This window comes from Nocardia sp. NPDC004654, from assembly GCF_040609595.1.
Taxonomy (GTDB): domain Bacteria; phylum Actinomycetota; class Actinomycetes; order Mycobacteriales; family Mycobacteriaceae; genus Nocardia.
Map to the genome: position 1 here is coordinate 37122 of NZ_JBEXKI010000006.1, position 14609 is coordinate 51730.

Here is a 14609-nt window from a genome sequence, read left to right on the forward strand (position 1 = left end):
GTTTTGGGCGGGCGGCATCTGGTTGGCGTACAGGGATAGGCACCTGTGGAGCTGTCGGCGGGCTCGGGTAGAAATCGAACAACGAGGAAAACGGGAGACGAGGATGACGCACGGACGTTCGGGCGCCGCCCGATGAACGCACCGTGGCCCGAGGAGCGGGTCGGCGCGCTCGCGCCGGACGCGAGCTCGCTCGGGGCGGCGCGCGCCCTCGCGGACCGCTGGCGCGACACCGGGTGCCGTGCGGATGCCGTGTGGGGCCGGTGCCGGGGCAGCGGGCCCGAACCGTACGCGACGATCGTCGATCTGTCCGGCCCCGCGTATTCGTGCAGTTGTCCGAGTCGCAAGACGCCGTGCAAGCACGCGCTCTCGCTGCTGCTGCTCTGGTCGCGCGGCGCGGTGGCGCCCACCGCCGAGGTCGCGGACTTCGCGGCGGAATGGCTGGCGTGGCGCGCGGCCCATCCCCCGAAGCCCACCGCGCAACGCACGGCGAATCCGGCCACCGCGGAGCAGCGGCGGGTGCGCGTGACCGCGGGCTTGGAGGAACTCGACATCTGGCTCGGCGACCAGGTCCGCACCGGTCTCGCCCAGGCCGACCGGTCCTACCAGGCGTTCGAGACGATCGCGGCGCGCATGGTGGACGCGCAGGCCCCCGGCGTCGCCGGTGCGCTGCGCAGGCTCCCGCTGATCATGGCGACCCGCGCCGACTGGCCAGAGCCGGTGCTGCGCGAATACGCCAGGCTGCACCTGCTCGTCGCCGCGCACCGTCGCCTCGACGATCTGCCGCCCGCCCTGCGCGCCAGTGTCCGCACCCACATCGGCTATCCCAACCCGGCCGAGGCGGTGCGGGCCGAACCGGTAGTCCGCGACCAGTGGATGACCCTCGGCGTGCGCAGCACCGAGGACGACCGTCTCTACACCCGCCGCACCTGGCTCTACGGCCGCCGCACCCACCGCTGGGCGCTGCTCGTCGACCACGCCTTCGGCGTACCCGCCTTCCCCTCGACCGCCCCCGTCCTCGGGCACATGGCCGAGGCGACTCTGCACTACTACCCCGGCGCCGCGCCCCTGCGCGCTCTGTGGGGCGAGCGCCACGGCACCGACGAACCGTTCACCACCATTCCCGCCGGTCCGACGGCCGACGCCTTCGCTGCCGCCGCTCCCACTACTCCCCCTGCTCCTCCCACTGCGGACGGCGCGACGGCGGGAACCACAGCCGGGCCGACCACGGAAAGCACCGTCCGCCAGGCGCTGGACGCCCACGCCACGGCCATCGGCGCGGACCCTTGGCTGCGTTCGTGGCCGATACTGCTGCGCAACGTGATTCCGGTGATCACCGACGCGGGCTGGCAGGTGGTCGACGCCCAGGGTGCGGCGCTGCCCCTCGCGCCCGGCGAACAGCCGTGGTCGCTGCTCGCGGTGTCCGGGGGGCATCCGGTGACAGTTCTCGGCGAGTGGACCGTGGACGGACTCGTCCCGATCTCGGTGTTCGCCGTGGGCGAGATGACCGATCTCGAGAGCGAGCCAGCGCTGTACCGGGACTCCACAGCGCCGAGCGGCGCGACCGACGACCTGATCTCGGCGGCGCTGCTCGGCACCGCGCGCCGGACGTTCGATCCCGCGCGGCTGCCCGCGCCGGTCGCGGCCGCCGCCACTCGCCTGCGCACCGACCCGGCCTTCCTGCTGCTCGAATCCGCCTCGCTGCGTGACACTTTCGCACGCGGCGGGATCGCCCCGCCGAAGGCCACCGTGCCGCCACCCGCCCCCGACGACGATCGCGCGCAGCTCCCCCGCGCCGCCGCCGTGCGCCTCGCCGACATGCTGCGCGACCGGTCTCGCTTCCTGCCCGAATGGTTCGAAGCGGCCGCGCCGCACGATTTCCGCGCGCCCGACGCGCTGGCCGCCCAGTTGCTGGAATCCGCCGACGCGCAGTCCCTGCTGCGCGAACCTCTGCTGCGACTGGCGGGCGAACGCGGGCGCTGGCTCGCGCAATGGCATCCCGAGTGGCGAAACCTGCTGTCGAAGTTCGTCGTCGACACCGACTCCGAGGAGATCTGGCGCTACGGCTCGACCACGCAACGGCGCGACTGGCTCGCCCGCCTGCGCACCCGCGACGCCGACGCCGCGCGCGCGGCGCTCACCGACACGTGGGCAACGGAAATTGGCCAGGTGAAGGCCGAATTGCTCGCCGTCCTCGCCGACGGCATCGGCGCGGCCGACGAGCCGCTGCTGGAGACCGCGTTGGACGACCGCCGAGCCGAAGTGCGCCGTACCGCCGCCGGATTGCTTGCCCTGCTTCCCGATTCGGCCTTCGCGGAGCGAATGCTGCGGCGCGCCGCCGACTGGATCGCGGTGGACGCCGACCGCACGCGGCTATCGATCGAGTTGCCCGACCCGCTGGACGCCGACGTCCGCCGCGACGGAATCACCGATCGCGCCGTCGAATTCAGCTACCGATGGAACGGCGTCCCGGACGTCACCGCGGGACGCCTGCGTCAGCTGGTCGCCGCGACACCGCTGCGGCACTGGGCGGCCGCGCTCGGCGCGCCGGAGCAGGCCGTCCGGGTCGCGGTGGACGACCGGTTCCGCCAGCCGCTGTTCGACGGCTGGGTGGATGCCGCACTGGCGCAACAGGCTTCGTCCTGGGCGGCGGCACTGTTCGCCAACGGCGTGCCCTCGGATACCGCGCTGTTGCGCCGCCGCGAGCTGTTCGCCCTGCTTCCGGTCGACGAGCGCGTCCGGCACTTGCTGCGCCTGGACGGCGCCTGGCTGTCCGAACTGGAGGCGCTGCTGCCCGCCCTGCCGCACCCGTGGCCGCAGCCGCTGGCACAACACGTGATCCTGCTGCTGTTCGAGCGCGCCCGCCTCGCCGCCCAGCGCGCGGGCAGTCACGGCACCGGTCCCACCGCGCACCGATCGCTGCTCACCGCGGCGGCGGTGCACCTGCCGGTCGACGCGGCGGCCACCGTCGCCTCGATCGCCCAGCGCTGCGACGATGTGGCGTGGGCCCGCGCCTTCGACCAGCTCGCCACCGACCTCACCCACCGCTCGGACATGCTCGAGGAGTTGCCGTGACCAGCACCGAAGCCAGCACCCTGCTGCGCCCGCACGCCGAACAGGCCTACGCCGAAGAGCTGCGCGCGCTGGCCGCCGCCGACGACCGCCCGCGCCCGCCCTCCTGGCGGCTCTCGCCGTGGGCGGTGGTCACCTATCTGCTCGGCGGCACGCTCGACGACGGCACCGTGATCACCCCGAAGTACGTCGGCCCGCGCCGCCTCATGGAGGTCGCGGTCGCCACCCTGGCCACCGACCGTGCGCTGCTGCTGCTCGGCGTGCCCGGCACCGCCAAAACCTGGGTGTCCGAACATCTCTCGGCCGCGATCTCCGGCTCCTCCACGCTGTTGGTGCAGGGCACCTCCGGCACGGCGGAGGAGTCCATCCGCTACGGCTGGAACTACGCGAGACTGCTCGCCGAGGGCCCGAGCGACGCCGCACTCGTCCCGTCACCGGTGCTGACCGCGATGCGCACCGGAGCGCTGGCCAGGATCGAGGAACTCACTCGCATCCCGTCCGACGTGCAGGACGCGCTGATCACCGTGCTGTCCGAGAAGACGCTGCCCATACCGGAACTCGGCCGCGAGGTGCAGGCGGCCAAGGGCTTCAACGTGATCGCCACCGCCAACGACCGCGACCGCGGCGTGCACGAGCTGTCCTCCGCGCTGCGCCGCCGCTTCAACACGGTGGTGCTGCCGCTGCCCGCCGACGAGGAAGACGAGGTCGCGATCGTGACGCGGCGGGTGGCCCAGCTCGGCGCGGCACTGGAGCTGCCCGAGGTCCCCGCGGCGGCCGAGGAGGTGCGCCGCGTGGTGCGGGTCTTCCGCGAATTGCGTTCGGGCATGACGGCCGACAACCGCACCAAGCTCAAGTCGCCCTCCGGGACGCTGTCCACCGCCGAGGCGATCTCGGTGCTGACCAACGGCATCGCGCTGTCTGCCCACTTCGGCGACGGGGTGCTGCGGGCCACCGACATCGCGGGCGCGCTGCTCGGGGCGGTGGTCAAGGACCCGGTGGCCGACGCCGCCGTGTGGACCGAATATCTGGAAGCCGTTGTGCGCGAACGCCCGGACTGGGCGGACTTCTACCGCGCCTGCCGCGAGGTCACCGGCTGAGGTCATGGACGAGCCAGCGAACGACCGAGCAACCGAGGACGGCGCACCCCTTTCGGGAACCGGCCCGACCGATTCCGAGTGTGGGGCAGGCGCCGCATCGGATGTGTCCGCGGGCCCCCGGAGCCGGAATGAAAGCCCGGTCTCGAACCCCGCGGCGTCGCGGCCGTCCGACGCCGGTGCGACCGACACGGCGACGCACAGCGCCAGGCCGATGGATGCGATTGCACCAGGCACCGCTGGGGCGACCGACGGGACGGCGCGCCGGGCACGTGCGCGGGGAAGTCGAAGCGCCGACGACGCGGTGACGCGGGTGTTCGGCATTCGGCACCACGGCCCTGGCTCCGCCCGCTCACTCCGCTTGGCGCTGGAGGACTTTCAGCCCGACACCATCCTCATCGAGGGTCCCGCCGACGCCGATGCCCTGGTCGGGTTCGTCACGGCCGAAGGCATGGCCCCGCCCGTGGCGTTGCTCGCCTACGTGCCCGATCAACCCGCCCGCGCGGCGTTCTGGCCCTACGCCGTGTTCTCGCCCGAATGGCAGGCGCTACGCTACGCCGCCGAACACGAAGTCCCCGTGCGCTTCTGCGATCTGCCGGGCAGCGCGGTGCTGGCCGCCGAGGCGGAGCCGGGCGACAGCGTCGACCCGCTGGCCCACCTCGCGGCCGCCGCCGGTTACGACGACGCCGAACGCTGGTGGGACGCGGTTGTCGAATCGACCACGGACATCGATGTTTTCGACGCGCTCACCGAAGCCATGGCCGCGCTGCGCGAGACGCCCGACAACGAGGCACAGGAAGTCGAGCTCCTCGAACCCTCGGACGAACAGGTCGAGCTCGAAAGCGCCGGTCCCGCCGACGAATTCGGCGGATCCGCCGCACCGATCGCGCGCCGCCGTCGACCGACCCCGGCCGCGATCGACGCGCACACCCTGCGCCGCGAGGCGTACATGCGCCAGACCATGCGCAAGGCGCTCAAGGGCGGCTCGCGTCGCCTCGCCGTGGTCTGCGGCGCCTGGCACGCGCCCGCGCTGGCGGGCAAGCTCGGCCCGGCCGCGCCGGATGCCAGGCTGCTCAAGGGCATGCCGAAGGTGAAGGCCACCGTCACCTGGGTGCCCTACACCCATTCCCGGCTCGCCGCGTCGTCCGGCTACGGCGCGGGCGTCGACTCGCCCGGCTGGTACCACCACCTGTTCACCGCACCCGACCGGCCGATCGCGCGCTGGCTCACCAAGGTCGCGGGCGTGCTGCGCGCGCACGATCTTCCGGTGTCCAGCGCGCACGTCATCGAGGCGGTCCGGCTCGCGGAAACCCTTGCCGCGCTGCGGCAACGACCGCTGGCCGGACTCTCCGAGGTCACCGAGGCGGTGCGCGCGGTGATGTGCGGGGGCGACGAGACCATGGTGCACGTGGTGACCACCGAGCTGGTCGTCGGCGAGGCGCTCGGCGCGGTGCCGGAGAACGCGCCGACGGTGCCGCTCGACGCCGACCTGCGCGCCAGGGTGCGCAGGCTGCGGATGAAGCTGGAGCCGACCGCGCGCACCGTCGATCTCGACCTGCGCAAGGAGCGCGAGCTGGAACGCTCGCGGCTGTTGCACCGGCTGCGGCTGCTCGGTGTCGAGTGGGGCACGCCGACCACCGGGGAGGTGCGCAGCACCGGCACCTTCCGCGAGACGTGGACGCTGAAGTGGCGCCCGGAGTTCGCGGTCGCCGTCATCGAGGCCTCGCGCTGGGGCACCACGTTGCGCACCGCCGCCGAGACCAAGATCCTGGACACCGCGCGGCGGCCCGACCGCACGCTCGCCGACCTCGCGGGCGCACTGGAACTTGCCTTGCTCGCCGACCTGGGCGGCGCGACCTCCGGGCTCATCGAGCGCCTGGAGACCGTCGCGGCGCTGGATCACGATGTCACCCACCTGCTCGCGGCGCTGCCCGGCCTGATCAGAACGCTGCGCTACGGCGACGTGCGCGGCACCGACACCAAGGCGCTCGCGCACGTGGCCGACGGGCTGCTGGTCCGTATCGCGGCGGGTCTGCCCGGCGCCGTCACCGGCCTGGACGCCGATGCCGCCGCCGAACTGCGCACCCAGCTGGACGCCGCGCACCTGGCGATCCACACTCACGACGACGCGTGGGCCACCGAGACCTGGCTGGCGGCGCTGCGCAAGCTGGCCGACCGCGAGGACGTGCACGGCGCGCTCGTCGGCCGCGCGGTGCGGCTGCTCAGCGACGCGGGCATCATCGACGACGCCGATTCCGGACGCCGCCTGTCCGCCGCGCTGTCGGTCGGCGCGACCCCCGCTTCCAAGGCAGCGTGGATCGACGGCTTCCTCGGCGGCCGCGGCCTGCTGCTGGTGCACGACCGAGAGTTGTTGCGCCGCATCGACGAATGGCTGCGCGGCCTCGACGACGAGCAGTTCCTGGAGACGCTGCCGGTGCTGCGCCGCACCTTCGGCGCCTTCGAATCCGGCGAACGCCGCGCCATCGGCCGTGCGATCCACGACACCGCAGGTTTCGTGGCACCGGAGCAGGCGGGCGTCGATGTCGAACGCGGCCGCCGCGCCATGCGTACCGCCGCCGAGATCCTCGGAGTGGCCTGATGATTCCCCATATCGGCCCCACCGCTCGCCATCGAATCGATCGACGTGGCGGTCACCTTCGGTCGTCATCCGGAGCGACGGGAAACGGTCGGAAGGAGGCGGGACATGAGTGAGGCCGGGGAGGATTTCGCACGCCGGTGGCGACTTGTGCTCGGGGCCGCGGCCGAGCCCGAGGTCGGCGGACTCGGCGGCGCCGACGACGTGGCCGTCGATCGTGCCCTCGGCGCCCTCTACAACACCGGCGACGAGCCAACCTCCGGGAAACGTTCCGGCAGTCTCGGCGATTCGGCCCCGCGGGTGGCGCGCTGGCTCGGTGACATCCGCACCTACTTCCCGTCCACCGTGGTCGAGGTGATGCAGCGCGACGCCATCGACCGCCTGCAACTCACCGAACTGCTGCTGGAGCCGGAGCTGCTCGCCGCCGTGGAACCCGACGTGCATCTGGTCGGCACGTTGCTCAGCCTGAACCGGGTGATGCCGGAGACGACCAAGGCGACGGCGCGCACCGTGGTCGAGCGGGTGGTGCGCGAGATCGAGCAGCGCATCGCCACGCACACCCGCACCGCCGTCTCCGGCGCGCTCAACCGGGCGGCGCGGGTCAGCAGGCCGCGGGCCCGAGACATCGACTGGGACCGCACCATTCGGAAGAACCTGGCGAACTACCTGCCCGAGCACCGCACGGTCGTCCCGGAGCGTCTGGTCGGCTACGGTCGCAACACCCAGAGCGTGCGGCGCGACGTCGTGCTGGCCATCGATCAGTCGGGGTCGATGGCCGCGAGCGTGGTGTACGCCTCGGTGTTCGGCGCGGTGCTCGCGTCGATGCGGGCGCTGCGCACGTCGCTGGTGGTCTTCGACACCGAGGTCGTCGACCTCACCGATCTGCTCACCGACCCCGTCGACGTGCTGTTCGGCACCCAGCTCGGCGGCGGCACCGACATCAACAGGGCGCTCGCCTACTGCCAGACGCTGATCGCCCGCCCGGCCGACACGCTCTTCGTGCTGATCTCCGACCTCTACGAGGGCGGCATCCGCGCGGAGATGCTGCGCCGGGCGCACGCCATGCGGGAATCAGGTGTGCAGGTGGTCGTCTTGCTCGCCCTCTCCGACGACGGCGCACCGGCTTTCGACCACGACAACGCCGCCGCCCTCGCCGCGCTCGGCGTTCCGGCCTTCGCCTGCACGCCCGACCGCTTCCCCGACCTGCTCGCGGTGGCGCTGGATCGCGGCGACGTCCGATCCTGGGCCGACGTGAACGCCGGAAAGCCATGAGGCCGTTCTAGACTCGTCGAGGTCTCGGCACGCTGGATGGGGGGCACGGATGTTGCGCCGTGGTGAGGTGTTCGCGGGCTATGTGATCGAACGCGAGCTGGGACGCGGCGGCATGGGCGCGGTGTACGCGGCGCGCCATCCCCGGCTGCCGAAGACGACCGCGCTGAAGCTGCTGCACCGGGAGATGTTCGACGACGCCGAGATTCGGCGGCGGTTCGAGCGCGAGGCAGACCTGGTCGCGCAGCTGGACCACCCGAACATCATCACCGTCTACGACCGCGGCATCGAGGACGAGCGGCTGTGGATCTCGATGCAGTACGTGGACGGTCAGGACAGCGCCGCGGCGCCGCCGAGCGACATGTCGCCGGAGCGGGTCGCGCAGATCGTCGTGCAGACCGCGGGCGCCTTGGATTACGCGCACGCCAGGGGCGTGCTGCACCGCGATGTGAAGCCCGCCAACATCCTGCTGTCCCGTTCCGCGGGCGTCGGCACGGGCTTCGACGAGCGGGTGCTGCTGACCGACTTCGGCATCGCCAAACTGCTCGACGACACCGCCGGGCTCACCCGCACCGGCAACCTCACCGCGACCCTCGCCTACGCCGCGCCGGAGCAGCTGACCAACGCGCCGCTGGACCACCGCTGCGATCAGTACGCGCTGGCGTGCACGCTGTTTCGTTTGCTCACCGGCGCGGGACCGTACGACGGCCCGAATCTGCCCGCCGTGCTCTTCGGGCATCTACACGGCCCGATCCCGTCGCCGCGCGCGACGCGGCCGGAGCTGCCCGCGCGCCTGGACTCGGTGCTCGCGAGGGGGATGGCGAAAGACCCTGGCGACAGGTACGACTCGTGCGGGGAATTCGCCGAGGACGTCGTCCGCGCTCTGCGGGACAGGGGTCCCGGCGTCGCGTTCGACCGGCCGACCTCAGGCTCGGCCGCCCACCTGCACGCGCGGCCCACCGCACCCGACGTGACCATGCACGCGGCCGAATACCGCAGGAACCGGCGCACCCAGGACGACGTGGTGCACGGCTGTCTGCTCGGCGGCGCCATCGGCGACGCACTCGGCGCGCCTGTGGAAAACATGCTGCTGCACCACATCCGGCAGCGATACGGCCCACGGGGTATCACCGGCTCGCCGGAAACGTACGAGGGCAGAATCTCCGAGGAGACCCAGCTGACGCTGTTCACCGTCGAGGCTCTCGTCAGAGGCTCGGTACGGGCGCGGTCACGCGGTATCGGCGGCGCGACGCTCGGCATGATGCAGCAGGGCTTCCTGGTGTGGTTGCAGGGGCAGGGCGTCACCATCCCGGAGCAGGAGTTCCGGCCGCACAGCGCGCTGGCCGCGCACCCGGAGTTGATGGGATACCGCGGCATCACGCAAGCCGCCTACACCGCATTGCAGAAGGCGGCGGCGCGGCGCGAACCGGCCCGCCCGCTGGGCACCCGGACCGAGCCGATCAACGATTCCAAGGGCTGCGCCGCCGCGGTGCGCGTGGTGCCCTGCGGCTTCGGCTATGCCGTGGACCGGGCAGGTGACGCACTGGAGCACGTCTTCGAGTTGGGTTGCGACGCTGCGGCCCTCACCCACGGACACCCCAGCGGCTGGCTGCCCGCCGGAGCGGTGGCCGCGCTGATCTATCTGCTCGGCCGCGGCGCTGAACTCGACGCCGCGCTCGACCGGGTCCGCGCCGAACTGGCCCGCCACGAGCACCACGAGGAGACCTCCGCGGCGCTCACCGCGGCCATCGAGCTGGCCGCCGCCACCGCGCGCCGCACCAGTGCGATGCCGCAGCCGGAGGACTTCGACGCACTCGGCCGCGGCTGGATCGCGCCCGAGGCTCTCGGCATCGCCGTCTACGCGGCGTTGTGCGCGCAGTCCGTCGGCGGGACGCCGGAGGACATCTTCCGCCACGGAGTCCTGCTGGCGGTCAACCATTCCGGCGACAGCGACTCCACCGGCGCGTTGTGCGGCAGCATCCTCGGCGCCCGCCTCGGGCGCACCGCGATTTCCGAACCTTGGCGCACCGCGCTCGACGCCGCGCCCATCATCGACCGCCTGGCCGCCGACTACTGCACCGAGTTCGGCCCGACCCCGCCGCGCGACGCGCACGGCGAGCCCACGGCCGAATGGCACGCCCGCTACCCGGGTTGACGGCCCGCTCCGGCACGAAGCCGGATATCTCCAATTCCTCTGGAGTCGTCGTCGATTCAGTACACCGAATGCCGGGCGCTGAATGGGCCCGATGCGGGCGGTCGTGGTTTACCCACCTTCTTCGCCCACGATCGGGAGATCCGGGCAGACCTTTTCATACTCGATGTCGGGCGAGACCCATTCGTTCCATGTCGCCCGGCTCATGTTGTAAGTCATCTTGGCGCAAAGCTTGTCGGTGTCGAACGTCGACCCCGGCCAAATTCTGATCGTCTTGTCGGCGCTCGCGGAGAAGATGCTTGCGCCGTCCGGTGTGAAGTCGACGTCCGCGATCATTCCTGCGTGGCCGATCATCGCGGGGCCGATCTGCCGCTGCGATGCGACATCCCACAGCCGGACATTTCCGTCCACACTGCCACTCGCCAGTATCTTTTCGTCCGGGCCGAACTCGACATCCATCACCCAGCCGTCGTGCCACATCGGATCACCGATCTGTTCCCCGGTGTCCACGTTCCACAGCCGCACCGCCTTGTCGAAGTATCCGACCGCGAGCCGACGACCATCCGAGCTGAAGGCGATAGCGGACACCCACCCCGCGCCCTCCATCGACTTCCCGACCCGCAGGCCCGTCGTCGCATCCCACAATCGCACCACCCAGTCCGCGCCCCCGGCCGCGAGTACCTTTCCATCACGACTGAACTCAGCGGACAGGACCCCCGTGGCTTCGTCCAGTGACGGGCCGATCGGTCGCATCGACGGCAGGTTCCACAGCTGACCGGACGATTCCGTGAACGACGCCGCTATGCGATCACCATTGGTGAGAGCTGCCTTCGTCTCGGGCGGGAAAGGAATCGGCGCACCGACCGGCGCACCGGTATTCGCATCCCACATTCGTAGATGGCTCGTGCTGATCGACTCGAGTCGCCTGCCGTCGGCGCTGTAAACCGCACCCTCGAGGGCATCGCCGCGGACAACGGGACCCACCTGTTTGCCGGTGTCGATCTCCGACTGGCTGATCGTCCCGTCCACCGTGCTCGACACGATGCGCCTGCCATCCGGGCTGATCGCAACCCCGATCACCGGGCCTTCGCGGTACACGGTGCCAGTGTTTCCGATCCATTCCCGCACCGTGGCATCGAGACCGCCGGAAACGATCCGTCGCCCGTCGCGGTGGAAAGCGACACTGGTGACCGCGGATTCGTGCCCGCGCAGCGCTTCACCCACCGGGTGCCCGGACGCCGCATCCCACGTTCGGATCGTCTTGTCCTCGCTCGCGGAGGCGAGTCGAGCGCCGTCGGGACTGAACGTCACATCTGCGATCACCGCGGTGTGTCCGCGCATCGGTTCGCCGATCGGCAGGCGGGTGCGCGGATCCCAGATCTGGATCGTCGTGTCCGTGCCCGCCGAGGCGAGCCGGGCGCCGTCCGGACTGAACGCGACACTGTTCACATTGAACTGGCCAGTCGGGATCGCACCGACCGGCTGCCGCGATGTGGGGTCCCACAGCCGGATCGCGCCGTCCAGGCCACTCGAGGCGATCAGACCGGCGGCACCGAACGCAACCGATATGACCTCTTTCTCGGATCCGGACATCGGCTCGCCGATCGGTCGCCGTGACTCGGTATCCCACAACCGCACGGTCTTGTCCACGCCTCCCGAGACAAGCGCGCTCCCGTCGGGACTGAACGCGACACTTGTGACTGGCCCGCTATGCCCACGCATGGGCTCGCCGATCGGGTGTTGCGTTTCCGCATCCCAGAGTCGCACCGTCGCGTCGCGGCCGCCGGACAGTATGCGCCTGCCGTCCGGGCTGAAGGCGAGTTCGTTCACCTCGCCCTTGTGCCCGGTCATGACATCGCCGATTCGCTGCCAGGTTCCCACGTCCACCAGTTCGATCGCGTTGCCGCGAGTGGTGACGATCCGACTGCCATCCGGACTGAACTTCACGCTGGATGTACTAGCGCCGTTCAAGCCGTAAATCTTGGTTACGTTGCGCGTCTGGTGGATCGCATTGAGTACGGCGAAGCGGTCATCGGACTTCGACGGAAAGCTGCTGGCGGCCAAGGCCATCTGCATTCCCAACACGTCGTCGCTCATGCCCGGCCACGATTCGCTCAGCATGAGCTGAGATTGCGCGCCCAGCGACGCCGCCGACGCATCTCGCGCATTCGAGCGTGCCCGATCCTCCGCGCGCAACGCCCGCACGAATCCGACCGCCGCCACCACCGCCACGACGACCACGACGATCAACACCGCCCGCAGAATCCTCGACCGTCTGCGCAACATGCGGGCATTGCGCTCCGCGTCCTCCTTCGCGCGACTTTCCGCCGCCGCCAACGCTTCCGCCGCCTCCTGCCGGTCCCTGGCCGCCCGCAGCTCGGCCTCCCGATGCTCCTGTTCTTCGGCGAGTAACCGGTCTTCGTGCTTTCGCGAGGCCGACAGGAACTCCCGCACGTCCTCGAGCCGGTCCCGGAATCCCGGTTCGACGACCAGCGATTCGGCGTCGGCGAGCCTGCTGCCCGCCAGCAGCCACTCGTCGTGGCGTCCGTTGCGATCCCAGGCCAGCGCCGCTCGCTCCAGATTGACGGCATCCTTCAGGTCGGCGGCCTCGATCCGCAGCCACTCGGCCAACGCGTCCCATTGCCGCAGCAGACTTTCCAGGGCGACCTCGACCACGATCTCACCGTCGCGCTCGTCCCGGACGAGCAGGCGCCGGGCGATGAAACTCTCCAGCAGCGGACGACTTGGCGCGGGTAGATCGAACCAGCGCGCGACCCGGCGCATCGGCTGGTCGCTGTCGGGGTCGACAGTGGCCAGCCACGGCACGAACGCCGTCCGCAGCACCGCGAGTTGTTCCTGTCGCACCACGGGATCGACCGCGAGCAGCTCGTCGACCTCGCTCTGCACGACGCGGCGCAAGCCGCCCATCGCCTCGTATTCGGCGAGCGTGATCTCGCCATCGCCGTAGTCCTGGTACAGACGGGCCAGCGTCAGCGAGAGCAGCGGGAGGGTGTCCGCGCCGTGCGACCAGTCGTCGAGCAGCCGGTCCACCAGTTCCGGGGCGAAGGCGAGCCTGCTGCCCGCTTCTCGCGCCCGCCGCGCGGGGCCGCAGATGACCTCCTTGAACTGCGCCTGCGGCATCGGTTTCAAATCGTCGAATGGGCGGACCGCGACGTCGGCCAATTCCGGCGCGGTTTGCAGCGGCTCGTACCGGTCGGCCCGAATGGTCGCGATGACGACCATCGACATCGCGGTGTGCGGGTCGAGCAGCTCGCCGACGAGGACGAGCAACGCCCGCGCCTCCTCGTCGGCATCGACCCCGAAGAGCTCCTCGGCCTGGTCGAGGGAAAGCACGAGAGTCGGCGGCTCGTCGTCGGTGGGATCGACTATTCGCTCTTGCGCCGCCCGCTGCGCCTCGGCCAGCCAGTTCCGCACCCGCGCCACATCGCGGATGCTCTCCTTGATGACACCGAGACTCGGTTGGCGCAGTCCCAGATCGACGCGGAGCCGGTGAATCGTATGCGCGAGGCCGCCGTCACCGGTCAGGGCATAACGCTGGGGCCGCACGATTCCAGCGGGTAGGTAATGGCGATCGTCGCGTTGCAAGCGCGGCAGCAAACCCGCCCGCAGGAACGACGACTTCCCCACCCCGGACGGTCCGAGCACGACGAACAGCTGACCGATGCCCAAGTTGCGAAGCGCTCGGATGGCGGTCAGGGCTCTGCCGATCTGCGCGTCGCGGCCGAAGTACACGGCGGCGTCCACCGCTTCCAGCGGCTGCCAGCCGCGATAGGGCGCCCGTTCCGGGTCGTCGGGCGGCGGCCAAGCGAAGGTGTCCGCGCCGATGCCCGCCGCCCGCAGTCCGTCACGCAGCCGCAGCAGGCCTTCGGTGCGGAATTCGACCGGCGGACCGTCGTCGACGGAGATCGAGGTGTGCGGCCCCGCGCCGAACAGATCGCACCGTTGCCATTCGCTGGTGATGTCCCGGCCCTTCAGCGGCTGCAATCGAACCGCGAAGATCGGCTTGCCCAGCGTTTCGGCAGACCGATACTCGACCTTGCACTCGTGCGAGGCGTCCCAGTTCTCGGACAGCAAGCAGATGACGGCCTCGCAGCGCTCGCTCGCTCGCCGCAGGGCATCCTTCCAGCGGACACCGGCGCGAATCCCGGTCCGCCGATCCAGATCGAGGAAGATCTCGTCGGCGAGGCCCGGGTCCGCCTCGACGAGCCACGCCTTCAGCGCGACCGCTTGCCGCGTGTCCCGGCTCGAATGACTCAGGAAGACCCTGGACATACCGGAATCATGCGGCGCCGCTGGGCGCGGGGCGCGAGTAGTTCGCTACTCGTCTCAGCCTTGGCAACTATGTCGCAACCTGCGGACTGGCCCGGCTCGAAAGCCGGGACCAGGCCTAGGCGTATCTCCGCCTTCG

Annotated in this window: 6 protein-coding genes; 5 read left to right on the forward strand and 1 reads right to left on the reverse strand. The window is 70.8% G+C overall.

Annotated elements, in window-relative coordinates:
- Nucleotides 1-132 precede the first annotated feature (132 nt).
- The 5 genes from ABZV58_RS20630 (at nt 133) to ABZV58_RS20650 (ending at nt 10183) form a co-directional block, all read left to right on the forward strand.
- Nucleotides 133-3072, forward strand: a complete 2940-nt coding sequence (locus ABZV58_RS20630) for a DUF5691 domain-containing protein (protein WP_355001767.1) — start codon at nt 133-135, stop codon at nt 3070-3072.
- Nucleotides 3069-4166, forward strand: coding sequence for an AAA family ATPase (locus ABZV58_RS20635; protein WP_355001768.1), 1098 nt, complete (start codon nt 3069-3071; stop codon nt 4164-4166). Before ABZV58_RS20630 ends, ABZV58_RS20635 begins: the two co-directional genes overlap by 4 nt.
- 301 nt (nt 4167-4467) lie before the next feature.
- The gene (locus ABZV58_RS20640) at nt 4468-6762 is read left to right on the forward strand and encodes a DUF5682 family protein (RefSeq protein WP_355001769.1); all 2295 of its coding nucleotides are present in this window, start codon (nt 4468-4470) and stop codon (nt 6760-6762) included.
- 105 nt (nt 6763-6867) lie between these two features.
- Nucleotides 6868-8031, forward strand: a complete 1164-nt coding sequence (locus ABZV58_RS20645) for a VWA domain-containing protein (protein ID WP_355001770.1) — start codon at nt 6868-6870, stop codon at nt 8029-8031.
- 49 nt (nt 8032-8080) lie between these two features.
- Complete coding sequence (locus ABZV58_RS20650) at nt 8081-10183, forward strand: ADP-ribosylglycohydrolase family protein (protein ID WP_355001771.1); 2103 nt, start codon at nt 8081-8083, stop codon at nt 10181-10183.
- Between the two features lie 108 nt (nt 10184-10291).
- On the opposite strand, the gene ABZV58_RS20655 is transcribed toward ABZV58_RS20650, so the two are convergent.
- Nucleotides 10292-14473, reverse strand: coding sequence for a TIR domain-containing protein (locus ABZV58_RS20655; RefSeq protein WP_355001772.1), 4182 nt, complete (start codon nt 14471-14473; stop codon nt 10292-10294).
- Nucleotides 14474-14609 lie beyond the last annotated feature (136 nt).